The sequence below is a fragment of the Cysteiniphilum sp. 19S12-1 genome (assembly GCF_052030685.1).
Lineage (GTDB): Bacteria > Pseudomonadota > Gammaproteobacteria > Francisellales > Francisellaceae > Caedibacter.
Genome location: NZ_JBQAJM010000019.1, coordinates 23,464 through 47,807, shown reverse-complemented (window position 1 = coordinate 47,807; position 24,344 = coordinate 23,464). Strand labels below are relative to the sequence as shown.

Below are 24,344 nucleotides of genomic sequence, written 5' to 3'. Positions count from 1 at the left end.
GCTTAAAAGCTCAATTGCATGAGCTAGCAATTAGATCGACTGATTCATAATTCAATGTTTAAAACTCTAAACTTCAGATACTTGAATTAACCATGGCAGAAACTTGCGTTGTATCTTTTGTGATATTACTCTGCACGTTGTATTGTGCTAATTTATTGGCGCTATTGATAGAGACAAATCCACTGCTATTATCTTCACTATAGTTAAGCGTTGCATTACTGCTTAAATAAGCGTTTGGACTACTATAGTGTGAGTAGTAAACCGAAGCTGATTGATTAAATTTGCCTTGTGTTTGACCATCATCCATATAGTCAGAGCTGGCACTAACGTTCCAACGACCTTGCGTAAAGTAAAAGCGAATACCTGCTTGAATTAAGTGATCATGATCTGTCTTTACCGCTGAGAATGTCATATCAGCACTTAAACCTGAAGTACTAAATAAATTTCGAGAAAGACTGACACCATAACGATTCTGATGCGTGATCGTATTCCAACTGTGTGATAAAGATGTACTGACACCTAACCATGTAAAGCTTAAGTTGTTTTGCAATTGCAACTGTTGACCACTTGGCAAAGGATTAAAAAGCCGTGGTTTAGGCATTAATGCGTCATTATTATCAATAACGCCTAGAATATTGCTATACCAACTGATATTACCAAAGTTCCAACTACCAGTAATTGCTGAGGCATATTTATTAACATTTGAAACAGTGTTATACCATGACAGCCTTAAGTTACCACCCAATAAACTATCTAAGCCAAATGTCGCATAGATATCGTCAAAATTAGACAGCATATTCCCTGTTAATGCCAATCGGTTATTTAAACTCTGCGTCCATTTTGCGTTAAAAACGGGTTCATCGGTATAGCTTTGAGGATAGTAAAAATGTTCATTACTATTAATCGTTTTTTGCAAATAGCCCAATGCAAATTGATAGTTTGGTTTGTCTACTTCAGGAATCAATGAAAACTTTGTAAAAAACTCACGTGATACAGTTTTTTTATTAAACTGATCAATCACTTCAATCGTAATATTATATGACCCATCTGGAAAGCTGTAGGTATCAAGCTTCTGCTTCCCTGCTGGTAATTGCTGGGCGTAAATCAATTGATTATCTTTATAAACACGCACTTGCGAATTTGTTGTCAATAATACCTCTACTGGCGTGCCTGAGTTACTCGTGCTATAGCTATAGACTTCATTATTGTTGCGCATACTCATACCAATAATGTTTTGCTGAGCAAGGATATTATCCCCTGCCGTTATTGTTGTTCCTGCTGAAATTAAGGCAGGATTCCAATAGTAGCGCAAAGTTAAGTTATTAATGCTCAACGTTGTGTCATTATCACTGCGCTGCGAGACTTTCTGCTCAAGTGCTGGGGTTACTAACAAGCTAGCATTGCCATAATTAAAATATTGATTGGTATTTAGATTAAGACTACTATCGTTAAAATCCGTTGTTGAATAGAGCAAAGAAGAATTATTAAAATACGAAAAACTAGACGTCGATGACGCAAGCATTGGATTAATTGGCCCATTAGTGCTTTCTAGAAACTTAGGATTAATAAAAACATACAAATTAAGATTGCTCGGGTTAAAAATCACACCCGCTATTTCAGGTGTCAGCGCCTCACAAATATTGCCATAGCCTACACTTTTAGGCGCATCTAATTTGCATAGCCTTTCACTATGGTTAGGTAGCTTTTGTGATAATACTTCAAGCACTTTTTGTTTATTCGCATCAGATAGCGTAGGAACTCTATTAATAACACTTACAGGATTAATTATTTCAATCGTAGCATCATCAAATTTAACCATAGTCGTTGCGACGATACGTCCATTGATATACACCGGCACATTCATCGTTGATATTGCTTGATAATTTTCAAATCCTTTAGGAATGCTTTCATCCTCAATTGCACGAATTTCAGCAAAAGCAAATCCACCTTGCAACGCAGCCAGTAGATACATAACGCTTTTTTTATGCTGAAATACCATTTTCTATCCATTTTATTATGTGTTTTGATATGAGCACATAATATAAAGTGATCAAAATAAAATCAGCACATAAAGCATTAATCTATTTTATAAGGTCATTAAGTGTTTAAATACTAATTGGTTTTTTTTTAACCTAATCATCACGTATGATATAAGCATGATCAATAGCAACAGGTACTCGAATGAAGATTGTAGCAACTATCATCACGGTTATGTTGAGCTATGCAACAGGCGTCAGTCATGTTGTGACAACGGGACTAAATTACTCTATCCCCTCACGACTAGACTTCACCCTAAGTCCAATTACCGGAAGCATTCATTCCAATAGTCAAAGTGTTTACACCAGTGATGTGATGTTTAACCAAAACAACCGCTATAACCCAAGTGACCGTTATGGTTTGGTCATTAATGCATTTAATAGTAACTTTCTACCGTTGAAAGAAGATAATAGTGTCGTCATTCCGTTAGGAAAGATCGATCACGGAGAGGCCGAAGTTGGCATAAGCCATATCGCTTTTTTAAATGCGCAAAATAACCGATTGAACTTAGTCAATGGCAGAAACAACGCCAATTGTGCCATTGTTGATAATCAGTTGTCATTTTTTGCGATAGGACAACCAATCAGCTGTGAGCTTGAATTTAGTGGGCAAGCCCTTGTTGAACATTTCAAGCGTATGGAGCTAACCTTCAAAGCGGCTAAAATGACCCAAGAACAATACACAGGAGTATTATATGTTACGATCAAAAAAACATTATAAATTGCTCTGCATCATTAGCGGCAGCTATTTAGCGCTATCAAGCTTTGGATATGCTCACAGCTTAGGTGAACCACAACTTGTTATTGACACGCCCAATGCAACGATTAATTTTAACAGTGGTTACTATGACCAAGTAAGCTTAACAGCGCATACTGCCAACATCTTTGAGGATAAAAACTATCGATTAACTATCACACCACAGGTACCGAATCAATTTACCTCAATCACACAAGATGGTAAAAAAGTTTATGGCCTCGGGTTAGATAATTTACACAATGCACACACGGGTGCTGTTGTGTCATTGATTCGTTTTGAAGACAGTCAAAGCAATAGCATTGTGCCAATAAATACAATTAACTCAGCATTGTGTCAGTATAACGGTGGTCTTCAAGGCATTATTTTTAATACCACACAATCATCAGGCAGTTGTGACATGGTGTTTTCTGGCACAACACTTGCTAACTTAAATCGTATCATTCTTAATGTTTCAGCAAATGATACGATTGAGGGGCATTTCAACCTTAATATTAATTGGTCACTGCAAGTGATTTAAATGATAAAGTTAAAAGGAGATATCGATGTTTAAACAATTTTTAAAGCTTGGTTTATTTGGTTTACTGCCACTACAATTTGCGATTGCAGGCATATCAGTTACGCCACTTGTGATCAAACATAAGTCAACGAACACTCAGTCTTATGTTGATATCAAGGTTAAAAACGAAGGTGATAAATCTGCTTATGTTGAGGTTATTGCCAAGAAGTTCGATACCAATATAGGGAAGTTTACGCCCTTTGATGGTTCAATTGATCCAAAGAAATTTGGCATGATTGTCTCTCCGCCAAAACTGGTCATTCCTGCCAAACAGACTCGTATTGTACGCGCTAATTTATTAAATAAAGATGTAACCACAGAAGAGGCTTATACACTTACTATTAGCCCCGTTGTTAATGACATCAAAGGCTTTACTGGTGTCGATGATAAAGATACGGTCAGTGGCGTTCAAGTTGTGGTTTCTTATAAAGTGCAGTTATTTAATCAGCCTAAAGAAATTCATAAAGCACTAGATTATCAGTATAAAGACGGTCTGCTTACTGTAAAGAACACCGGCAACAGCTATAGTGTCTTGCGCAATATGTATGCTTGTGATAAAGACTTTAAGACATATGATTTATTACCTCAGAACAATCAAGATAAACAAAGTAAGTCAAAAACTGACGATAAACTTGCCTCATCTTCAGAAATCAAAGGATGCAAGGCTCTTGGCAGTGAAGTAGTTTATGCCGGAGAAGAAAAAACCTTTACGGTGGATCAAGGTAAGCAAATTGTATTTTATGAAAACAAGTCCTCTAAACTGCACAAGTACTTATAGCCGACTTAATCCACGGACAAAACGCTTGCTCTTCTTCATGGGCTTCCATAGTTTATATTTGTACACCTTATTTAGAAATAACCACAACTTTAACTGTTGCTAATTTCTTAAGATAATGCCGCTACCATCACCCATCATTTTCAAAAGCTGATTTGCACTATGCTTTATTTGATAGTAAGTATAAAATAGCCACTATCTTTAGAAAATGGACTGTTGTATGCGGCATAAAGCACGTAAATTCTTAAGACAAATGCCAGTAGGCGCTGTTAAATTTATTCTTAATCGTTACCGCCCTTATCGTGGCGCGGGGATCAGAACCTTACATATTGCCAAAGACTATCGCTATATCAAGGTTGCGATGCCACTAAAATGGCATAATCGAAATTATTTTGGCACACACTTTGGTGGCTCTCTGTTTGCAATGACCGATGCCTTTTATCCGCTAATGCTTAGTCATATTTTAGGCAATGACTATATTATCTGGGATAAGGAATCGTCGATAAAGTACATCGCGCCTGGCAAATCAACAGTATACTGTGAGTTTCGCTTAAGTGATGAAGATATCAATCAAATCAAGCATCAAACCAGTGTTAATGGCAAAATATATTTCCAGAAAGAGATCGAGATACATGATCAAGATAAACAAACTATTGCACGTGTTTTGCGCACTATTTATATCAAAGACAAAAGGTTTGTTAAACCAGATTAAGCATAATGCATCCTATGAGTGCCCATTACTTATAACGATCACCCACTTTGGCAGATGCCTGCCATTGCATAAAATCAAGCACTTCTTTGTCGCCCTCTTTTGGCGCCCATTGCACAAAATCATTCTCTAATGTTGGCGTAAAAGGACCAGGTTTCACCTCAAAAAATAATGCCTCATCAGTTATTGCATATAATGAATGCCATGTGTTGGGTGCCATCTCAAACCCCAAAGTATCGCCATCTGCGCCCAGTACAAATTGGTCAATCACAACAGCTTCATTATCATAAATAAGCACACCTATCTGACCTTTAAGCGCTATGATCAACTCCCATTTATGCGATTCTGAGTGCCTGTGCGGACGAATATAAGTGCCCTTTTGAAGATGGATAGCTAACCGATTGACGGAATCTGATAGCTCAGGATGGAAATTGTGATGTGCGCGTAAACGCGGTGACTCCTTGGCGTTTTGCGCCATTTGAGTCATTAACGCATGATCAATTTTTTTCATATAAGTACAAATCCTATTTCAAAAGAGACTCACTTTAAACTTTTGATAAATGCTAACACTTCCTCAACATGCCCTGGCACTTTGACTTTACGCCATTCTTTGATAAGTTTGCCTTCCATATCAATCACAAACGTGCTGCGCTCAATGCCCATATATTTTTTACCAAACATGCTTTTTTCTTTCAGCACGGCAAATGCCTCACATAGCTCTTTTTCAGTATCAGCAATAAGCTCAAACGGCATATGATATTTTGCCTTGAACTTCTCGTGTGAGTTTAAGGTATCTTTTGACACACCGAGGATCGTAGCATTAACTTTGACAAAATCTTTATAATGATCGGTAAAACCAATACTTTCCGTCGTGCATCCTGGTGTGCTATCCTTTGGATAAAAGTAAATCACCAAATAATTGCCACGGTAATCATCAAGTGTAAATATTTTATTTGAGGTCATTGCCACCTGCGGCAAGCTTATTTTTTCACCCACTTGCAAAGTCATCTTGCATACTCCTAAACTTTGATTATCATGAACACCTGTGTACTTTAACAAAGATAATCTTGAGATAAAGCATGTTACAACAAAAACCTTTTATTTTAGATCCCATCAAAGCTGCTAAAGAAGGCATGGTGCTTAATCAAACCTTTAGTTTTTCGCATCTTGCTTCATTGCATGAATGTATTGTTGATGGAACTTATGATTTTCAGCTTAACCTTAAATTTCATTTTGAAAACAACAAGCCACTACTTGATGGGCAACTTGCTGGCAAGGTGACACTCATTTGCCAAAGAACACTTGAACCTTTTGAATTTCGCTTTGATGATCCGGTTAAACTTGGTTTTGTGACAGATGATCGTTTTTTTAAAAACTTCCCAGACACTTATGATCCTTACATCTATAAAGACAATCAAATCAACCTCGTTGAGCTACTAGAAGAGGAAATCTTACTGTCTATTCCGATGATCCCAAAAAAATCACTTAATGATTGTCAAACTGAACAAAATACGTCATACTATGGCGTTTTTGAAACTAGCGACACCGAAAAGCAGGACAAACCGAACCCGTTTTCTGCTTTAAAAGAGCTAAAATTTACAAAGAAAGATTAATATTAAAGTAGTGAAATAGGAGAATTAATAATGGCTGTACAGCAAAACAAAAAGAGTCGTTCAAGAAGAGATATGCGTCGTTCACACGATGCATTAACTGCTTCAGCGCTTTCAACTGATAAAACAACAGGCGAAATGCACTTGCGCCATCATGTGTCTGCAAACGGTTACTACAAAGGCAAGAAAGTAGTTGCTGTTGCCTCTGATGATGAATAGAATAACTGCACGATAAGGCAATTATTCTGTATTACTGTGACCAGTTCAATATCTTATAAAATATCTATTGATGCCATGGGTGGTGACCATGGATTAAAAACCACCATTCCAGCCTGCTTATCGGCGCTAAAAAAATTTCCTGATTTACATATCTGCCTCGTTGGTATCGCCAAAGATATCGAGCAATTCTTAACCTCACACAAAACACCATATGATACGACACGCTTATCGATTGTTAATGCCAATGAAATTGTCGAGATGGACGAATCCCCTGCATTGGCGCTTCGCAATAAAAAAGACTCATCAATGCGCGTTGCCATTAATCTTGTTAAGAGCGGCGATGTTGACGCGTGCGTTAGCGCGGGCAACACGGGTGCTTTGATGGCAACCTCAAAGTTTGTATTAAAAACACTCAATGAAATTGATCGCCCAGCAATTGTGTATGCGATTCCCTCGTTAGATCGCAAAACCAAGAAAATGAATCCAGTCTATATGCTAGATTTGGGGGCCAATGTGAACTGCTCATCTGAGCAGTTGTTTCAATTTGGCATTATGGGTTCTGTGTTAGCTGCAAATCTTAAGGGCACTGAGCGCCCACGTGTTGCCTTGCTTAATATCGGTGAGGAAGAAATGAAAGGCTTAGACAGCATCAAGCAAGCAGCCAAAATGCTACAAAACTGTGATCACATCAACTATATCGGCTATGTCGAAGGCAATGATATTTTCTCAGCTAAAGCTGACGTGATTGTTTGCGATGGTTTTGCCGGAAATATCGCCCTTAAAACAATGGAAGGCACGGCCAAGCTCATTGCAGACATGCTCAAAGATAGTTTTAACAACAGCATTTTCTCCAAGCTTGCGATGCTGTTGAGCGCACCAGTACTGACAGGACTTAAACGCAAACTTGACACCAACCAATATAATGGCGCATCCCTGCTTGGTTTAAGAGGTATTGTGATTAAAAGTCATGGTGGTGCTTCAGCTGAAGCTTTTGAAACTGCCATTTACGAGGCAATCAAAGAAATCAAATACAATATCCCGCAAAAAACGCAGGCGCAAATTGAGCGCATTATGCAATCTTAAGGCTAAGAACAATGTTTGCAAAGATCACTGGCACTGGCAGCTACTTACCCGCCAAAGTACTACATAACACAGATATTGCTAAGATGGTTGACACCTCTGATGAATGGATCACACAACGCGTTGGTATCAAGCAACGTCATATTGCCAATGAATCAGAAAGCACAGCATATATGGCAATTGAAGCTGCCAATAACGCCATGAGTATGGCAAACATTCAAGCTCAAGACATTGATCTTATTATCGTTGCCACAGGCACCGCAGACTATATCATGCCATCAACTGCGAGTATCGTGCAAACACAAATAGGCGCACCTTGTTGTCCGGCATTTGATATCAGCGCTGCATGCAGTGGCTTTGTTTATGCTGTTGATATTGCTAAGCAATATATTGAAAATGGTAGTGCTAAAAACGCCTTAGTCATTGCTTCTGAGCGTATGTCGCGTACACTGGATTGGCAAGATCGCTCAACTTGTGTCCTCTTTGGTGATGGCGCTGGTGCAATTATCCTAAGCCAAAGCATTGAGGCAGGTATTATTGCCTCAACTCTTTATTGTGATGGTGAAGGCAAAGATATGTTACATATCCCAGGACTTTTAAGTAAAACACCATTTACCCAAGGTCAATATCATGCCATGTTACACATGGAAGGCAATAAAGTCTTTAAAAAGGCTGTTTCTAAGCTTAGCGATCTGGTATCTGATTTACTAACTAAAGCCAATATGTGTGACTCAGACATTGACTGGCTAGTTCCCCATCAAGCCAACTACCGCATTCTTGAAGCAACTGCCAAGAAGCTTAATATGCCGATGTCACAGGTGATCATCACCCTTGAAAACCATGGCAACACGTCTGCGGCCTCCATTCCTCTAGCGCTTGATCATGCTGTACGCAACAACCTAATAAAGCCGGGACAAACAATCCTGACTGAAGCCTTTGGTGCTGGTCTTGTTTGGGGTGGCTTCATTGCACAATTTTAACATGTCACAAAAAATCAACTGCAGTTGCCTTTGCCAACAAATCCGTTTTAGCTGTGATGCCAGAATATTATCAAATCAATGATTCCATCAAACAATACTCAGATTTCTTCGGCATTGATCGCAAATAACAATAAAGCACACTTGAAAAGCCTTACTGCATCATGCAGAATGCATCTAGTTTAAATTTATACTTTGATCGATATGGGTTTATTTAACCGCTTTAAACGTAGTAATGAACAAAAAATCAAACGTCCTGATGCTCACACTATTCAAGATAAAAAAATACAAGAAGACGTTGCAGCAGCAGAGCCTCAACAAGAAACTGTAAATGAAATAGAAACATCAACTGTTTCAATACCAGTTGAAGTTGAAGCTGAACCTAAAGCAAATACTGATATTCAAATACCTGAGTCATCAGCATCCTCTAGCACAAATACACCAACAATAGACAATAAAGAAAAAACCGTTGTAATTGAAACATCTAATAATGATAAACGTGGATTATTTGCGCGTTTAAAAGATGGTTTGAAAAAAACACGCTCAAAACTCGGTGGTGGCATTGGTGATTTACTCTTGGGTAAAAAAGTCATTGACGATGATCTAATCGATGATATTGAAATGCAGCTACTAACCGCAGATATTGGCGTTGAAGCAACCCAAGAAATCATGGAGACGGTGCGTAATAAAGTCAGTCGCAATGAACTACAAACCATGGAAGCACTTACTGATCTTATTAAAGAGAAGCTCAAAGAAATTATCACACCTGCTGAAAAACCATTAGTAATTGATAGCACACATAAGCCATATGTTATTCTAATGATTGGTATTAATGGTGCTGGCAAAACGACAACGATTGGCAAACTGGCTAAGAAGTTCCAAACCGAAGGTAAATCGGTTATTTTAGCAGCAGGTGACACCTTTCGTGCAGCTGCGGTTGAACAACTTCAAGTGTGGGGTGAGCGCAACCATATCCCCGTCATTGCCCAACACACAGGGGCAGATAGCGCTTCAGTTATCTATGATGCAGTACAAGCAGCCAAATCAAGAAGTATTGACATTGTCATCGCCGACACTGCAGGGCGCTTGCACAACAAAGATAGTCTAATGGAAGAGCTTAAGAAAGTTGCTCGTGTGATGAAAAAGCTTGATGATACGGCACCTCACGAAGTTATGCTTGTATTAGACTCTGGTACCGGACAAAATGCTATTATGCAAGCAGACGTATTTAACAAAATTCTATCAGTTACTGGTATTACGCTCACAAAAATGGATGGCACAGCCAAAGGTGGTGTGATTTTCGCAATTGCTAAAAAGCTTCAATTGCCTATTCGTTTTATTGGTATTGGAGAGAAGATTGATGATCTTCGCCCATTTCACGCAGATGACTTTATTGACGCACTATTTAGCCAAGATTAATGCATCTGTAATATTTCTCTGGCATACTACCGCAAAAAATAAATACTTAATTTTCAATGAAACATACAGGACTTTTTGAACGCACGGCTATTCTTGTCAATGATAATGGTATTGAACGACTAAAAAACTCACATGTATTGCTTGCCGGTGTCGGTGGCGTTGGCTCCTTTGCTGCGGAAGCACTAGCACGCGCGGGCATTGGTGAAATCACATTAATTGATCATGATGTTGTCTCACCATCTAATCTTAATCGCCAATTAGTCGCACTGAACTCAAATATTGGCATCAAAAAAGCCCAAATCATGCGTGAGCGCATTTTGGATATTAACCCTAATTGTAAGGTTAATATTGTTGATGACTTTATTCGTAAAGATGATATGACACCTATATTTGACAAACCCTACGACTTTGTTATTGACGCCATTGATAGTCTTGTGTGCAAGGTTGCTTTTGTTGCTTATGCGCATAAACAGGGTTACAAGGTCATCTCAAGCATGGGTGCTGGTGGCAAGCTTGATCCTACACAGATTAAAGTCGCTGATATCTATCAAACAAGCATGTGTAAACTCGCTAAATTCGTGCGCATTCGCTTGCGTCGCCTGAAAGTTAAAAAAGGGATTCTTGCCGTTTACTCAACCGAGAGCTCATTACCTCCGCTTCCACCCGAGCCTGTTGGTGGCGATAGTCGTGATCGTGCCGTTAATGGCACAATTAGCTACATGCCGGCATTGTTTGGTCTTACCATTGCTGGCATGGTGATAAAGCATCTTGTCGGTGGAAATCCACACACCAATCAATAATATAACTACCCCATTCTATAATTTATTTAACCTGTTGCATCGTTTGTTTACCTTTAAAGATTCGTGCGACACTCCCTGATAGCGCATAAACCATAAATATCACAAACAAAGTAACCGATGGATCAATAAAGATAATTGCGATAATAAATACAACAAACACCGTTTGCGTAAAAACCACTTTACCTTTTAGATCATAATCTTTGAAGCTTCTAAACTTAATATTACTCACCATCATCGCTGATAGATAAAGTGTGATAATCGTTGCGAAAAATGTTACCCATCCTTCAGCAGATGTATGCCCAAGCGTATTACAAAACCACACAAATCCAGCAATGGTGGCAGCAGATGCCGGACACGGCAAACCGGTAAAATAGCGTTTACTATCAGGGCTATTATCATCTAGTTGCGTATTAAAACGCGCCAGACGCAAAGCAACACATGCCAAATAAATAAATGCCACCGCCCAACCAAACTGATCTAAGTGCTTGACTGCCCAAAAATAGATAATTAAAGCAGGCGCCACACCAAAGGAAACAATGTCCGCTAATGAATCATACTCTGCACCAAACGCGCTTTGGGTATTGGTTAAACGCGCAACACGCCCATCTAATGAATCCATGATCGCGGCAACATAAATACACACTGACGCCAGTACAAAGTGACTGTTAAACGCAGCAATAATCGCATAAAACCCAGCGAATAAACTGGCTGAAGTAAATAAATTTGGCAGAATATAAATACTTTTACTGCGTTGTGTTACTTGCTTATCTAACGATTGATCATCTTTCATCGCATTATCCTTACACGTTACTTTTATTGCCTTTCACGACATCTTTAATCTAAAAATCATTAAGCTTAGCCTTTTTTACACCACCAAGCTTAGTTTGTTTTAATAACTTTGGTAAAGGGAAGGTCACTTCTTCCTTAACACCTTTAAAGTCGACAACGTACGCATCAGCAAAGTGTGTTTGCAAGAAACTGACCACTTGCTGCACCAGATACTCAGGTGCCGAAGCCCCTGCGGTAACACCTGCAGTATGCTTATGAGCAAACCATTCAAGATTAATATCATCTTTATTATCAATCAAATAAGCATCTACACCCTCTTTTTCAGCTAATTCACGTAAGCGATTTGAGTTAGAGCTATTTTTAGATCCTACTACCAAGAGAATATCAACCTCTTTAGCCAACTGCCTTACGGCATTTTGGCGATTCTGTGTAGCGTAGCAAATATCTTCTTTTTTCGGTGAACTGACTTCAGGATATTTAGCCTTTAATGCAGCAATAATATCTTTTGTTTCATCAACCGATAAGGTTGTTTGGGTTGCAAAAATAAGTCTTGTTGGATCTTGTACATCTAGGTTTGCCACGTCATCGACATTTTCAACCAAATAGATCTGACTGTAGTCATTTTTATATTGCCCAAGTGTACCTTCAACTTCAGGGTGCCCTTTGTGACCTATAAGCACACATTCAACACCAATATTGCTGGCTTTTTGCACCTCCCGATGCACCTTTGTTACCAATGGACAAGTCGCATCGTAAATTTTAAGCGCTTTGCGTTTAGCCTCTTCCTCTACTGCTTGTGAGACGCCATGCGCGCTAAAAATACATACCGCATAGTCTGGTACTTCATGTAATTCTTTAACGAAAATTGCCCCTTTTTCTTTGAGACTCTCAACCACCGCACGATTATGCACCACTTCATGGCGCACATAGACAGGATGTGGCTCTATTGCAAGCACACGTTCAACAACATCGACAGCGCGTGAAACACCTGCGCAAAATCCCCGTGGGTTGGCTAAAATAATTTTCATTAGGCAAATTCCTTATCTGAAATCTCTAAAATATCCACATCAAACAAAATCACTTGCCCTGATAATGGATGATTGAAATCAACCGTCACATCATGCTCATGAATCTCAACAATCACACCGGGCAACTCTGTTCCGTCCTTTTGTGAGAAGGCAACGATTAGACCTTGCTCTAATGCCATCTCTTCTGGGAATCTTTTTCTTGGCACCTCATAAATCATCGCAGGATGCTTTTGACCAAAGGCATCTTCAGGCATCAACATCATCTTACGATTCGCACCAACTTCTAACCCAATTAGCTCGTTTTCTACTTTTTCTGAAAACGTCTCTTTGCCCATTTGGAAAACATATGGGTGATCATAGTTTTTTGTATCTTCAGCAATAGATCCATCTTTTAAACGGATTTTAAAATGCATCTTTACAAAGCTATCTCTTTGTATTTTCATGGAATTCCTTTGCTTTAATTTTTTTAATTATTTTTTAATTATGCTTTTTTTGCTTTTCCCCAACATCTAGGCTAGAGTTTTAGCAGGTTACTAACGCGCACATTCTACGAGATTTATAAAAAATGCACAAATACTCCTTTGCACAACAAGCACCTCTTAATATGATTTCATATAAGCTGCTGCTGCCTATTACCTTTTTACTACTCTCGACGCTGCTCATCAAGCCTGTACAAGCCGAGTCTTTATATGACAAATATCATATTTTTTTTAGTAATTTCTATTTATCTAACATTCCTCTAAAGGATGCTGGCAAAATCATTGCCTCATCAAAAGGACAAGCGCTTGTAAGCTCTGGTGATACCGTTTATGTTTCTAAAACGAGTGAGGCACCTTTTTATTATGTTTTTTCACATGTAAATAGCATCCCTTACGCTGAGAACAAATACGATTATATTTTCAAACGCCTTGGCAAAGCTGAGTTTATTAGCAACTACCAAGGCACACTGGTACTGCGCATTATGAATATTACCCAAGAAATTAATATCGGAGATCATGCATTGCCTTCTGATTTAGTGCAAACAAAACTACCTCATGATGAAATTATCGCTGATAACAATATTAATGGTGAAGTCACACAACTAGAGGGTGAAGCCGATTTTGCTGGAACTTATCAATCTGTCTTAATCAATACAGGGCAAAATGCTGGACTTAAAATGGGCATGCGTGTTTATTTTGAATCACCTGCTAAAAAAATTGATGGTTATGCCATCCCAGGACAGCTTTTAGGGCAAGGATTTGTCTATCGACTTGCTAGTCATCATGCCATAGCACTTGTGACCGATGCCAAACAAGAAGTTATGATTGGCAGTACCGTATTAACTCAACTCCCCAAGTACCATGTCAAACATGAGCTTTAGTGTTTTACACACGATTCCTAGGTTTGCTTCTAAACACTACCAAAAACTTGTTAGCCTTAAAGTCAGTATTGATGACTTTCTTGCCAAACCACATCACTATCAGCAAGTTTTGCATTTAAGTCATGAAACGATTACTTTTATTCAAGAGCAGAAATTTACGCCTTATCTTAAGAAACTTGAAACATGGCTTGCCTCTTCTGACAAACATCATTTAATTCATCTTATTGATATAGCATTTCCTCCGCAATTAAAACAAATTAGCGATCCACCATTGAGCTTATATGCCATTGGCGATATTTCTCTTTTAAACACATTGCAACTAGCTATTGTTGGCACGCGCCAAGCCAGTCTTTACGGCAGTGAATGTATCAAAGCACTTATCCCACAACTTGTACAGGCTAGGCTCACCATCAATAGTGGCATGGCGCTTGGCATCGATACTTTGACACATCAAGAAACACTTAACTGCCATGGCAAGACCATTGCCGTACTTGGTACTGGGATTAATATCTGTTATCCGGCACAAAACCGTCATCTTTATGCTCAACTTCAAAACCACGGTTTGGTTATTTCTGAGTTTTTATTAGGACAAGCGCCTAAGCGCTTTCACTTTCCCAAAAGAAATCGACTGATTAGTGGCTTAAGTCTTGGTGTTGTTGTCATTGAAGCAGCGCACAAAAGTGGCTCACTGATCACGGCAATGCATGCTTTAGAGCAAAATCGCGATGTTTTTGCTATCCCTGGCAATATCTTTCACAGTCAGAGTCATGGCTGCCATAAGCTCATTCAGATGGGAGCGAAACTCGTTTGTTCAGCAGAGGATATCCTCGAAGAGCTCAACCTCAAACAAACACTCAATGCGTCGAAAACACCCTTTCAACAATCCTTATTACTCACCTGCGAGCAACAGCTTGTTTTTGACAGTATTGGCTCAAGTTGCACTACGATTGACAAAATTATCGACACGACCAACTTAACATACGCAAAAATAACTGGCATACTGTTTGAGCTTGAGATGGAAGCGCTTATTGGCGCAGTTCCTGGCGGATATAAACGAATCTAATAAGGTAACATGAACAACAAAGCCCCTATACTACAAGTTCTCATGTCGCTGTTTAGCGATTTGCCCTATTTCGATGGTGATATGGTCAAATTGACGAACTCACAAGAGATATTGCATGAATTGCAAAAAGCAGGTCTTGCGCCACAGGCGATTGAACAAGCAATTGCTTGGCTTGAGCGCTTTAGCAAATTCAATGATGAGCCAAGAGCAGACTATCACCCTGAAACCGTACGTGTCTTTACACCACAAGAAAAGGCGATTATTCCAACAGAAAGCCTGCGATTCTTGCTTGAAGCTTACTTAGCAGGCGATATTCAATCACATGAGCTTGAATTTATTATTGAACAAATCATATCCCTTGGCACGCACACCATTACTGAAGATCAATTCTTATGGGTGTTTGAAATGACCATTGCCAACCAAGAAGATGAACTCTTTGGTGGATTTATTCCCATAGAAGAAGTATTAACAAGATCTTTCCGTATTCATTAATCCTTACCCTGCTTTTTATTATTTTTCATTTTGCCTGCCAACATTGCGCTTAGCATTTATCGATCTATAATCATGATTGTCACCATATTATATCAAACAGCAAGGAGCTTATATGTTTAAAGTTATCACCAATAAAGATGGGCAAACACAAGAGATTCAAACATCACTGTCCGCGCATGCACTCATGGATAACCCACTGTTAAACAAAGGCACCGCCTTTAGTAAGGAAGAGCGTGATGCATTTGATTTACACGGCAAACTGCCAATTCAAGTTGAAAGCCTATCCTCACAACTGATGCGCGTCTATCGTCAGTTTCAGGAAAAAAATGACAATATTCAAAAAAATATTTTCCTAAACACCCTGCATGATAGCAACACGACACTCTTTTATAAATTTTGCTCGCAGCATATTGATGAAGTACTGCCAATTGTATATACACCAACGGTTGGCGATGCTGTTGAGCAATACTCTAGCGAATTCAGGCGTCCTGCTGGTGTTTACCTTGCCTATGATGAGCAAAAACAAATAGATAAGATCCTTGGTAATATTGCCAAAAAGCAACAGATTGATTTTATTATCGTTACCGATGGCGAGGCTGTACTTGGTATTGGCGATTGGGGCATTGGTGGCATGGATATTAGCATTGGCAAACTGATGGTTTATATTATTTGTGCCGGTATTAACCCTGCCAATGTTCTCCCTGTACAACTTGATGTTGGCACTAACAACCAAAAGCTACTGGATGATCCGATGTATCTTGGTGCGCGCCATCCACGTATTAGCGGCAAAAAGTATGATCAATTTATCGAGAAATTTGTCAGCAGTGTTAAAAGCCACTTTCCCAATGTCTATTTGCACTGGGAGGATTTCGGTCGGAATCATGCCCGAGCGATTTTAGAGACTTATCGCGATCAACTTTGTACATTTAATGATGATATGCAAGGCACAGGCATTGTTGCTACTGCTAATGTGATTTCAGCCATCAAAGCCACCCAAACTAAATTCACGGATCATAAAGTGGTCATGTTTGGTGCCGGCACCGCAGGCTGCGGCATTATGGATCAGATTCTTGATGCATTTATTGCCAGTGGCATGACAAGAAAACAGGCTTTGGATCGCTTTTATATTATTGATCGATTCGGTCTGGTTATTGATGATATGCCAGATTTACCAGACTTTCAAAAGCCCTATGCCAAATCAAGAAAGCAACTTAAAAACTGGAATATCAACAATCCTCAAAACATTTCACTGCTTGAAGTCGTGCAAAATGCTAGAGCCACGATTTTAATCGGATGCTCAACGGTTAAAGGGGCTTTTAACAAACCGATTGTCACCACCATGGCACAAAATATTGAACGCCCAATTATCATGCCATTATCCAATCCAAACTCACACTGTGAAGCAACACCTGAAGATCTTATCAACTGGACCAATGCCAAAGCTATTATTGCCGCAGGCAGTCCATTTGAACCTGTTATTTATCAAGGAAAGACTTACCAGATATCTCAAGGCAACAATGCCTTTATCTTCCCAGGACTTGGACTAGGTGCCATTGCTGTTAAAGCAACTAAGATGTCTGATGGCATGATTCGTGTTGCCAGCCAAACACTAGCGAGCTTCTCACCACTGCATCAATCCGTTGACAATCCCGTGTTGCCACCTATTCATGATGCAACTATTGTTAGTAAGGCGGTAGCTATCGCCGTTGCTAAACAAGCGATTAAAGAAGGCTTATCAAGCATCAAAGCCAAAGAAACTGATGTCGATAAACTCGTCAACAGCGCACAATGGATACCGGATTATTACCCACTAAAAAAACAATAAAATATCTTAATTCTCTGACTCGCCTGCACTTGTTGCACTAATCTTAGTGGTATTGGCTTGTGCGTCAAATTCAATGCTATAGTTTGATTTGTCATTATTCTCACCTAAATCTATCCCCATATTGAGCTTTTGATTTTTACCCGTCTTATCACTACTTGCTTGGAGCGACATTTCCTGATCGGCACCCCAAAACAAAGACTCAAGCTGAGTTGATGCCTCAATGGGCTTTATAATTTTCGTTGCAATAATACCATCAAGCATCACACATTCAGGGTGACACTCAAGCATCACTCTTGTACCTACTTTCAATGGCAAATGATATTGAGCATGTGTGATATAGCCACTAACGGGAACCTGTATCAGTAGATTGTTAAACTCAGGTAATTTAACCCAATAACATAGCTCATCTTTTGCTAATTGATCTAAGGTCACACCGTCAATTGCTGGGTTTTTATTTTTATCAACTACATATAAATATTGTGCTGATTTGTTACTTTGCTGTTGATTTGCATCTGAGCTGCCGACAATAACGCCCTCGGTCGTTATTAATGGCATATCTCTCACTTTGGGCGTAAATGCAAGGTTTTGCTCCTTAGGATCAACAAACACATATTCTGAAACAATCCTATGTGTTGCTGAATAATATCTTTTAAGATCTGTGGCTTTCATCTTGCCAAGGCACACACCCTCATTGTTTGCTTGATGAAGACTCATCATCAATTTAAATGAATACATTTGAGCAAATTTATCACCAAATAAATTTAAGCTCTCACCATCAGCTAATGGTAAATTCAAATCCATGTGGTCAAGTGGAAATATTCGACCCGTAAAGCTTGGTAACACATCAAACTGCATCATTAATCGTTGCAATGGTGATTTTTGAGCACTCTCAAACTTTAATTGCTGGCTTGCTTGTTTTTTAGCATCATCTTCAACTGCATATGATATACGCCTATTTGCAATGCATATTGGCTTGTCTTCAGCACTCTCAGGATAACTTTTCACCAGGTCAGGAAACGTATTGATCATCTGATCTGCTGTTTGTGACTTTGTGATATTTTCAAGATTAATATTAACCAACTGCTGCCAATCACTAAAAACCAGACTTACCTTAGATTTAGATTCTCCATCTGCTGCGATTGCTTTTATTTGATATTTTGGCACCTCTATTGTAGGCCAACTAATCACACTACCATCGGATTTTTCCGATAGCACCACACTTGGTTTTTTCTCCTGCATCGCCTGATAATCAAGGGCTAACACACCACCATAATGCGCAACAATAAATGCTAGATATTCATAATGGCTTATATCCTTTCCATGCACACAAGGGATAATAACTCGCCTTTTTGTTTGGTAATTTGCGAGCTTCCCATCTACTGTCAAGGTGCAAAATGCTTTAAATGGTGACATGATATCGGTGATGACATCACTATAACTTTTATCCTTAAATCCCATGCGTTTACTTGATTGCTTTAACCAATACTGCAATGGATCAGTAAACTTTAGTGTTATGCGCTGACGCATAGATGTAATCACAGGTTTTTTAGTTTTGGCATCTATTTGACTATTAAAATCCAAATACTCCATGGTTAACGGTTCATACTCTGTTAAATAACCGCTTAAAATAAGCTGTTCTACTTGATTGCTTTGGCTATCAACATTTAATTTTTGCTGAATCAATATATTTATCTTAACCGCCTCTTTACTCATCAAATCTTTGACTGTATTAAGCAGCGTTTTATCATACTCCAAAGGAATAAACATCAACTCTCCATTAAAGCCACCTACTTGCAAATCTAATGAAAATTGATGAATAAAAGAGCCGTTGATCTCAAGTATTTTATCTGGTTGTGGTTTATTGCTTTTATCCAATGGAATCAATTGAATTTGCAGTAATTGAGTATCAAAAGGTGCCATTTGTTTAAACCGATTTATTAATCTATCCTAAATTCAATATATCTTTCTTAAGGGGAAAAACCATAGCCAATATGGCCTGGCAGTATCACTTTATCTTTTGAATCTTCTTGGTGGTGCAGAACGAGACCTTCTGTGCTCGGTCAAGTCATGGATAGTTGCTTTACGCCAACTATCGGTACCTGAGCTTCTGCAAACCCCCAGCCCTTTAAAGTATCCTCCTTTTGACTCATCGCAAACAAATTGATGCTCAGATCTAATCTCAAGAAAGGACATTTGTGATCGCATAGAAGCATAATTTTGATCCAGTGATAGCCCACCACAAAGATATAATGCAAACTGCATAGGAAAAACATTGGTAATTGTCCCTAGTATAGATCGATTATTATCCTGAGGATGGACAATAGAACCAAGTCCTTCTTTAACGGCTACAGCTCTTTTTGCATCGAACCATCGAGAGAAATGACTAGAACCCGACGTTGATTTCACACCAATAAAGATCTTATTTAAAAGCTCACAAATTTTTACAACAATAGGATGATTTGCTCGACCTGCATACATCACATGGCTATCTAAATTTTGCACTCTGCCAAACATTAGATTATCAGCACCCGCATCGCCAACTTGCGACATGCGAGCATTTGAAAACATATCATCACCGGTATTTGCTAACCCACCTAAACTTATACTTTGTCCGGCATAAGCAGCACACCTAAAGGTATCAGCAGTCATTTTAATGATGGTTGGATCACGTTGATTGCTTATGTGGAATGAGAAATCCATATAAAAACCACCATAAGCTTGCAAAATAAAAAAACGAAGCAAATCAGTTAAATATGCATATGCATGTCTTCGTTCTAGCTCATCATAAATGGAATAAAGAGAACGAGGCAAAATGGCTAAATAATCAATTTTTTTCACTTCAAATTCAATATAACCTTGGTTTGCACCTATAAGAGATTGAATGAAGTTCAATGAATTATAACTAGATTCCCCTTTATCAACCCATAGGCAAATTTTAATGGGTGCTTGGCGATACCACCCAAGCTTTTTTGCACAAGCAATATCAGCACAAACTGCCGATTTCAGTCTTGTTTCATCAAGGTAACCTCCAACCCAAATATGATGGAATATTTGTACTCCAGGTAATGTTTGATAGTGTTTTTTCTCAGCACAGCTAATCACATCACGTTGTTGCATTCTATCAAGATGAGATCTAACAACATGAAAATAAGGCTCATTTCTCAATACACCTTTACCGTGCCCCATCTCTTCTGTATAGCGTGTGTGCATTGCTGCTATTTCATTTTCAATTGACTGTAAATTAACAGCAAGGCTCTTATCAAGTAAGAAATCTATCGTTTTCATTACTTCCCGCGTATACTCAGCACCATGCGTAACACCATCACTGTGTGGAATTAAAGATGAACGTAATAATGTCTTCAGCTGATATAATTCATGATCATACATAGTTAATATTATCCTCTAGTTTTACTTAATGGAGTATAGTTATGAACCAAAATTAACCTGTGGTGCTTTGCCGCTAATCGAACTACCCTTCATGCTAATACTTTGCCCATCCTGCTCAATGTTTTCTGCCTTAATCATGATCCCACTTTCTGAAATCGTTAATTTAGAGCTGCCGACACAGATTGAAATCTCACCGTCTTTGATATCAAATTTCGCACTACCTATTTCAATAAACGCTTCATCACTACTTAGCTTTAATGTCGTGTTTTTCACTTGAGCTGTAAGCGTTTCATCGGCAGTTAGCGTGATTTGTTTGCTTTTTTTCTGAATCGTACCCTGTGGTACTGACTCATTAGATAGCTTTGCTTTGGCATCAAGGCAATATTGATATTGATCCTCACTATTCTTAAGCTGGGTTGTCAATGCAATGCTTGGCGTATTCGCAGCAAGGGTAATATCTGCTGTATTTAATTGTGCCATTTTTTTACCTTAAGCCACCTCGATGGCATCTTGCCCTGGGTTAACCACTGTAACCATGCCACTCATTGCGGTAAAGGCGCAGTGCAATTGACTATTTTGACGCACTAAAGGCATGCTTAAACCTTGAGTCATCGTTGCTAAAGGGAACCATGGCAATGTCAATGGCATGCAAGCCGATGGCGCCCCCAAAGAAGCAATCACTAGTGGATTTGCTGGATTTGTGCATGGTGAAAATGGTTTCACATTTAAGAAAGGAATCATATTGATCGGTAAAGTTGCCGGCTTCCCAGGAGATAGATTCACACCAAAGGGAAGCACGGTTAGTGGCAAAGGAGCCGCTCCCATCATACAACGAATCTCAGCTCCGGAGGATACTGCGACCATTTTCTCTCCACTACCACTAGGTATCGCAAATGCACTCATCACACACCCTAGAGCTGCTGTTAACTGATTAAGCATATCTGTTAGTTGTGGAATAACGACATTATTTGGTAATAAACTATTAATATCTGGTAAGGGTGGCAATTGCATTGATGCTAATAGACTTTGTTCATTTGGCATTGCAGGGAAAGTTGCCATAGATTGTGTATTTAAGGCGATCGGTTGATCAAGTGTGATACTTGTATTCACAGCAGTCTGACCATTGGCTAATAGGTTATTGCTATTTGCCTGCATACTAAGTGCATTATCACGTAGCTGAAGTAAGTTTTGTGGCAATGCAACCTGATCTTGTGAAGGGTTTAATGCCTGTTGGAATGTTAAATTTAACTGATTAACTTGTTGATAGGCATCATTTATTTGATCTGTTGCATGTGGACAACTTGGAAAATTCATGCGAGCTTGGATGAGGCTTTGTTTGATATTATCTGCCTTGGACTGCATCACATCAACACCTGTTGATAGTAAGGGGCATAGCTTAGGCTTTGTCGTTGCAATCTGCTTATTAACTTGCTGCTGCATATCGTTAAGTACCTCAGCTACTTGTGCTTGTGATTGACTGATTACTGCCAGATTTTGTGTCAACTGTGCCGAACGACTTTGACTTGTAAGCCCACTCATATTCTGTTGTGCTTTTATTAACTCTGTGTTGAGCTGATTGAGTTTCTTGAATGTGCTTGGTTGTAACGTTGCTATCTCATTAATAGGCGCTGATTGACTGAGTGAAGCCATTGGATTGACATTACAGAAAGTTTGCGACACTTGATTAGATAGATTTTGTGTCATCGCATTAGCTGCATTTAGCTTACTATTTAATATACTTTGCATTTTCTGTGCTGCAGCTTGAATATCAGCAAGCTTTTCTAAATATGCTGCCTTAAGCTTGGCATAGTCAGCTTGAGCCTTTGCATATGCAGACATCGCTTTGTCTTGTAATTCTTGTATTTGTGCTAACCTTTTCTCACCGTTTTGTGGCGAGCCATTAAGAGCTGTTATTGCTTGTGACTTCATTTGACTTTGCAATTGATTAAATTGACCTAATGACTGTGCATAATGATCTTGTGCTTGCGACAGTGATTTATTGTTATTAATGCAACTACTCAATGAGGCAATCTGATGCGCGTGCGCATTGTGCAAACCATTCATGTGCTCATTTGTCTCAATCAACTGATCATTTAATTTTTGCTGATAACCATTGCTTATAGTCGCGGCATGTATATTTAATTGTGTTAGAGAAGTATTTAAATGGTCTAAAGCTTGCGCATATTTTCCTGATCGATTGGCAAAGTCTTTGCAACCTTTGGCACCATTAATAATATCAGCTGCACTTTGCGCATTGTTTAATGCTTTTATCATCTGTTGGTTGACGCTATCTTCTGATAATTGATGTTGCTGAAGTTGATTGTTTAGTGTTGCTAGCGGTTGATATTGCGTTGCAGCATCTGCTGACTGTGCCGCCCAATATTGACGACTTATGTGTTGCGTTTGCGTCGATATATAGCTTATTCGCTGCTGCAAATCGTCGTCATTTGCTATGGTGGTTGCGCTAGATGATTCTTGCTTGACCTGCGAAAGCTGATAGTTAACTTGAGTGGCTTCAATATGCGCACGATAGATACCTGCTTCCGTTTGCAATGACTGTTGGTATAAATTATTATTTTGACAGGTCGCATTGAGTTGACTAAAGCTTGCTTGTGTATTTGCTATCGCCATTTGCACCTTTGTCATCTGAGCATTTATATCTGCTTGACTTGACTGAGCACTATTATGCATCGCATACAACTGCATCAACGCGTTAGAGGTATCATTCATACGTTGTTGAAAATCACCAATATTTGCATTTAATGCAGAGTGACTACGTGCAAAGGGCATCAAGCTACTAACTGCTGATGTATAGCTTTGTTGCAACAACATAAATTGATTTGCCTGTGGGAAACGCGACGCTTGCGCATGCCCTGCAATACTTTGCTGTAATGCGCTATTATATTGCTGTACAAGTGCCTCTTGATTTAAACCCATATTATTTTGTGCATTTAATTGCTCAGCGAGCATATCATCTGGACAATTCTCAATGGCGCCTTTGTAGTTATTGAGTGCATTGAGATTGCTACTTGCCATCATCATCTGTATTTGCGCAGGTGATCCTGCGCTACTTAGATCAGGAAGAGCAGGCTCACTCAAGTTAGCATTATCTTTGAATGCATATAACTGCGCTTGCTGATCACTAGCCCCTTGCTTTAAAGCATCGACATTAGCTAGCTGGTCAATATTTGATTGATATGTGCTAGTTTGATTCGACATAGACGCCTTTAGCATATTGTCATAATCTGTGGCATTTTTCTTAAATGATGTATCTGAATCGGACGCCAGAGCATCTTGAGTCGGTGATTGATAATCAGTAGCAGCATATGCCCCAATTAGGGCATATTGCCAAGCATTTGCTAATGCTTTAACCTGTTGGTTATGGCAATTACCTTGACAAGTTTGTGCATTAGGGCACATTGATTGTTCAGACGATACTAACTCACTTTCCACCATAAACAC

24 protein-coding genes are annotated in these 24,344 nt (G+C 39.1%); 14 read left to right on the top strand and 10 right to left on the bottom strand.

Translation table 11 applies throughout. The features are described from left to right. Positions 1-73: 73 nt before the first annotated feature. Positions 74-1,999, bottom strand: a complete 1,926-nt coding sequence (locus ACTS4L_RS07560) for a TcfC E-set like domain-containing protein (protein WP_440651907.1) — start codon at positions 1,997-1,999, stop codon at positions 74-76. A gap of 182 nt (positions 2,000-2,181) precedes the next feature. On the opposite strand from ACTS4L_RS07560, the gene ACTS4L_RS07555 reads away from it, so the two are divergent. The 4 genes from ACTS4L_RS07555 to ACTS4L_RS07540 all read left to right on the top strand — a co-directional run bounded on the left by ACTS4L_RS07555 (position 2,182) and on the right by ACTS4L_RS07540 (position 4,836). Further along, positions 2,182-2,757: a hypothetical protein gene (locus ACTS4L_RS07555; RefSeq protein ID WP_440615357.1), complete on the top strand. Its 576-nt coding sequence runs from the start codon at positions 2,182-2,184 to the stop codon at positions 2,755-2,757. Next, positions 2,732-3,310, top strand: coding sequence for a hypothetical protein (locus ACTS4L_RS07550; RefSeq protein WP_440615356.1), 579 nt, complete (start codon positions 2,732-2,734; stop codon positions 3,308-3,310). Before ACTS4L_RS07555 ends, ACTS4L_RS07550 begins: the two co-directional genes overlap by 26 nt. 25 nt (positions 3,311-3,335) lie before the next feature. Further along, on the top strand, positions 3,336-4,127 hold the full coding sequence (locus ACTS4L_RS07545) for a hypothetical protein (protein ID WP_440615355.1): 792 nt from the start codon (positions 3,336-3,338) through the stop codon (positions 4,125-4,127). Between the two features lie 217 nt (positions 4,128-4,344). Further along, on the top strand, positions 4,345-4,836 hold the full coding sequence (locus tag ACTS4L_RS07540; RefSeq protein ID WP_440615354.1) for a DUF4442 domain-containing protein: 492 nt from the start codon (positions 4,345-4,347) through the stop codon (positions 4,834-4,836). A 25-nt stretch (positions 4,837-4,861) separates the two neighbouring features. On the opposite strand, the gene ACTS4L_RS07535 is transcribed toward ACTS4L_RS07540, so the two are convergent. Together ACTS4L_RS07535 and ACTS4L_RS07530 are read right to left on the bottom strand one after the other, a co-directional pair. Continuing rightward, positions 4,862-5,344, bottom strand: coding sequence for a WbuC family cupin fold metalloprotein (locus tag ACTS4L_RS07535; protein WP_440615353.1), 483 nt, complete (start codon positions 5,342-5,344; stop codon positions 4,862-4,864). Positions 5,345-5,373: 29 nt separating this feature from the next. After that, on the bottom strand, positions 5,374-5,841 hold the full coding sequence (locus ACTS4L_RS07530; protein WP_440615352.1) for a peroxiredoxin: 468 nt from the start codon (positions 5,839-5,841) through the stop codon (positions 5,374-5,376). A 71-nt stretch (positions 5,842-5,912) separates the two neighbouring features. Here ACTS4L_RS07530 and ACTS4L_RS07525 point away from each other — a divergent pair, with 71 nt between their 5' ends. From ACTS4L_RS07525 to ACTS4L_RS07500, 6 genes are all read left to right on the top strand, one after another. Further along, positions 5,913-6,446, top strand: a complete 534-nt coding sequence (locus ACTS4L_RS07525; RefSeq protein WP_440615351.1) for a YceD family protein — start codon at positions 5,913-5,915, stop codon at positions 6,444-6,446. Positions 6,447-6,476: 30 nt separating this feature from the next. Continuing rightward, positions 6,477-6,662: a 50S ribosomal protein L32 gene (gene rpmF / locus ACTS4L_RS07520; RefSeq protein ID WP_117002212.1), complete on the top strand. Its 186-nt coding sequence runs from the start codon at positions 6,477-6,479 to the stop codon at positions 6,660-6,662. A gap of 48 nt (positions 6,663-6,710) precedes the next feature. Continuing rightward, positions 6,711-7,745, top strand: coding sequence for a phosphate acyltransferase PlsX (gene plsX, locus ACTS4L_RS07515; RefSeq protein WP_440615475.1), 1,035 nt, complete (start codon positions 6,711-6,713; stop codon positions 7,743-7,745). 11 nt (positions 7,746-7,756) lie between these two features. Next, on the top strand, positions 7,757-8,722 hold the full coding sequence (locus tag ACTS4L_RS07510) for a beta-ketoacyl-ACP synthase III (protein ID WP_440615350.1): 966 nt from the start codon (positions 7,757-7,759) through the stop codon (positions 8,720-8,722). A gap of 201 nt (positions 8,723-8,923) precedes the next feature. Beyond that, positions 8,924-10,138: a signal recognition particle-docking protein FtsY gene (gene ftsY, locus ACTS4L_RS07505; protein ID WP_440651905.1), complete on the top strand. Its 1,215-nt coding sequence runs from the start codon at positions 8,924-8,926 to the stop codon at positions 10,136-10,138. A 56-nt stretch (positions 10,139-10,194) separates the two neighbouring features. Beyond that, on the top strand, positions 10,195-10,938 hold the full coding sequence (locus ACTS4L_RS07500; protein ID WP_440615348.1) for a tRNA threonylcarbamoyladenosine dehydratase: 744 nt from the start codon (positions 10,195-10,197) through the stop codon (positions 10,936-10,938). Between the two features lie 22 nt (positions 10,939-10,960). Here the strand turns inward: ACTS4L_RS07500 and pssA are convergent, their stop codons facing one another. The 3 genes from pssA to fkpB are packed head-to-tail and all read right to left on the bottom strand — an operon-like array spanning position 10,961 to position 13,198. After that, the gene (gene pssA, locus ACTS4L_RS07495) at positions 10,961-11,728 is read right to left on the bottom strand and encodes a CDP-diacylglycerol--serine O-phosphatidyltransferase (RefSeq protein ID WP_440615347.1); all 768 of its coding nucleotides are present in this window, start codon (positions 11,726-11,728) and stop codon (positions 10,961-10,963) included. 49 nt (positions 11,729-11,777) lie between these two features. Next, positions 11,778-12,755 (bottom strand): 4-hydroxy-3-methylbut-2-enyl diphosphate reductase, encoded by a 978-nt coding sequence (gene ispH, locus ACTS4L_RS07490; protein WP_440615346.1) that lies wholly within the window; start codon positions 12,753-12,755, stop codon positions 11,778-11,780. Then, a complete protein-coding gene (fkpB, locus tag ACTS4L_RS07485) occupies positions 12,755-13,198 on the bottom strand; it encodes an FKBP-type peptidyl-prolyl cis-trans isomerase (RefSeq protein ID WP_440615345.1) in 444 nt (147 codons plus the stop codon). Before fkpB ends, ispH begins: the two co-directional genes overlap by 1 nt. A gap of 161 nt (positions 13,199-13,359) precedes the next feature. On the opposite strand from fkpB, the gene ACTS4L_RS07480 reads away from it, so the two are divergent. From ACTS4L_RS07480 to ACTS4L_RS07465, 4 genes are all read left to right on the top strand, one after another. Then, positions 13,360-14,115: a hypothetical protein gene (locus tag ACTS4L_RS07480; RefSeq protein WP_440615344.1), complete on the top strand. Its 756-nt coding sequence runs from the start codon at positions 13,360-13,362 to the stop codon at positions 14,113-14,115. Next, positions 14,096-15,178: a DNA-processing protein DprA gene (gene dprA, locus ACTS4L_RS07475; protein WP_440651903.1), complete on the top strand. Its 1,083-nt coding sequence runs from the start codon at positions 14,096-14,098 to the stop codon at positions 15,176-15,178. The genes ACTS4L_RS07480 and dprA overlap by 20 nt, the downstream gene beginning before the upstream one ends. A 42-nt stretch (positions 15,179-15,220) precedes the next feature. After that, positions 15,221-15,670 (top strand): DUF494 family protein, encoded by a 450-nt coding sequence (locus ACTS4L_RS07470; protein WP_203250154.1) that lies wholly within the window; start codon positions 15,221-15,223, stop codon positions 15,668-15,670. A gap of 112 nt (positions 15,671-15,782) precedes the next feature. Continuing rightward, positions 15,783-17,495: an NAD-dependent malic enzyme gene (locus ACTS4L_RS07465; RefSeq protein WP_440615342.1), complete on the top strand. Its 1,713-nt coding sequence runs from the start codon at positions 15,783-15,785 to the stop codon at positions 17,493-17,495. A 6-nt stretch (positions 17,496-17,501) separates the two neighbouring features. Here ACTS4L_RS07465 and ACTS4L_RS07460 read toward each other — a convergent pair whose 3' ends face one another. The 4 genes from ACTS4L_RS07460 to ACTS4L_RS07445 form a co-directional block, all read right to left on the bottom strand. Beyond that, entirely contained in the window at positions 17,502-19,415 is a 1,914-nt protein-coding gene (locus tag ACTS4L_RS07460) for a hypothetical protein (protein ID WP_440615341.1), read from the bottom strand. A gap of 90 nt (positions 19,416-19,505) precedes the next feature. Continuing rightward, a complete protein-coding gene (locus tag ACTS4L_RS07455) occupies positions 19,506-20,882 on the bottom strand; it encodes a glycosyltransferase (RefSeq protein ID WP_440615340.1) in 1,377 nt (458 codons plus the stop codon). Positions 20,883-20,921: 39 nt separating this feature from the next. Further along, entirely contained in the window at positions 20,922-21,362 is a 441-nt protein-coding gene (locus ACTS4L_RS07450) for a hypothetical protein (protein WP_440615339.1), read from the bottom strand. A gap of 9 nt (positions 21,363-21,371) precedes the next feature. After that, positions 21,372-24,335, bottom strand: a complete 2,964-nt coding sequence (locus ACTS4L_RS07445) for a PAAR-like protein (protein WP_440615338.1) — start codon at positions 24,333-24,335, stop codon at positions 21,372-21,374. Positions 24,336-24,344: the final 9 nt, after the last annotated feature.

Bases quoted from the DNA above. Each gene is read 5' to 3' on its own strand.
- ACTS4L_RS07560 (WP_440651907.1), bottom strand. From the start codon at position 1,999: ATGGTATTTCAGCATAAAAAAAGCGTTATGTATCTACTGGCTGCGTTG.
- ACTS4L_RS07555 (WP_440615357.1), top strand. From the start codon at position 2,182: ATGAAGATTGTAGCAACTATCATCACGGTTATGTTGAGCTATGCAACA.
- ACTS4L_RS07550 (WP_440615356.1), top strand. From the start codon at position 2,732: ATGTTACGATCAAAAAAACATTATAAATTGCTCTGCATCATTAGCGGC.
- ACTS4L_RS07545 (WP_440615355.1), top strand. From the start codon at position 3,336: ATGTTTAAACAATTTTTAAAGCTTGGTTTATTTGGTTTACTGCCACTA.
- ACTS4L_RS07540 (WP_440615354.1), top strand. From the start codon at position 4,345: ATGCGGCATAAAGCACGTAAATTCTTAAGACAAATGCCAGTAGGCGCT.
- ACTS4L_RS07535 (WP_440615353.1), bottom strand. From the start codon at position 5,344: ATGAAAAAAATTGATCATGCGTTAATGACTCAAATGGCGCAAAACGCC.
- ACTS4L_RS07530 (WP_440615352.1), bottom strand. From the start codon at position 5,841: ATGACTTTGCAAGTGGGTGAAAAAATAAGCTTGCCGCAGGTGGCAATG.
- ACTS4L_RS07525 (WP_440615351.1), top strand. From the start codon at position 5,913: ATGTTACAACAAAAACCTTTTATTTTAGATCCCATCAAAGCTGCTAAA.
- rpmF (WP_117002212.1), top strand. From the start codon at position 6,477: ATGGCTGTACAGCAAAACAAAAAGAGTCGTTCAAGAAGAGATATGCGT.
- ACTS4L_RS07510 (WP_440615350.1), top strand. From the start codon at position 7,757: ATGTTTGCAAAGATCACTGGCACTGGCAGCTACTTACCCGCCAAAGTA.
- ftsY (WP_440651905.1), top strand. From the start codon at position 8,924: ATGGGTTTATTTAACCGCTTTAAACGTAGTAATGAACAAAAAATCAAA.
- ACTS4L_RS07500 (WP_440615348.1), top strand. From the start codon at position 10,195: ATGAAACATACAGGACTTTTTGAACGCACGGCTATTCTTGTCAATGAT.
- pssA (WP_440615347.1), bottom strand. From the start codon at position 11,728: ATGAAAGATGATCAATCGTTAGATAAGCAAGTAACACAACGCAGTAAA.
- ispH (WP_440615346.1), bottom strand. From the start codon at position 12,755: ATGAAAATTATTTTAGCCAACCCACGGGGATTTTGCGCAGGTGTTTCA.
- fkpB (WP_440615345.1), bottom strand. From the start codon at position 13,198: ATGAAAATACAAAGAGATAGCTTTGTAAAGATGCATTTTAAAATCCGT.
- ACTS4L_RS07480 (WP_440615344.1), top strand. From the start codon at position 13,360: ATGATTTCATATAAGCTGCTGCTGCCTATTACCTTTTTACTACTCTCG.
- dprA (WP_440651903.1), top strand. From the start codon at position 14,096: ATGTCAAACATGAGCTTTAGTGTTTTACACACGATTCCTAGGTTTGCT.
- ACTS4L_RS07470 (WP_203250154.1), top strand. From the start codon at position 15,221: ATGTCGCTGTTTAGCGATTTGCCCTATTTCGATGGTGATATGGTCAAA.
- ACTS4L_RS07465 (WP_440615342.1), top strand. From the start codon at position 15,783: ATGTTTAAAGTTATCACCAATAAAGATGGGCAAACACAAGAGATTCAA.
- ACTS4L_RS07460 (WP_440615341.1), bottom strand. From the start codon at position 19,415: ATGGCACCTTTTGATACTCAATTACTGCAAATTCAATTGATTCCATTG.
- ACTS4L_RS07455 (WP_440615340.1), bottom strand. From the start codon at position 20,882: ATGTATGATCATGAATTATATCAGCTGAAGACATTATTACGTTCATCT.
- ACTS4L_RS07450 (WP_440615339.1), bottom strand. From the start codon at position 21,362: ATGGCACAATTAAATACAGCAGATATTACCCTTGCTGCGAATACGCCA.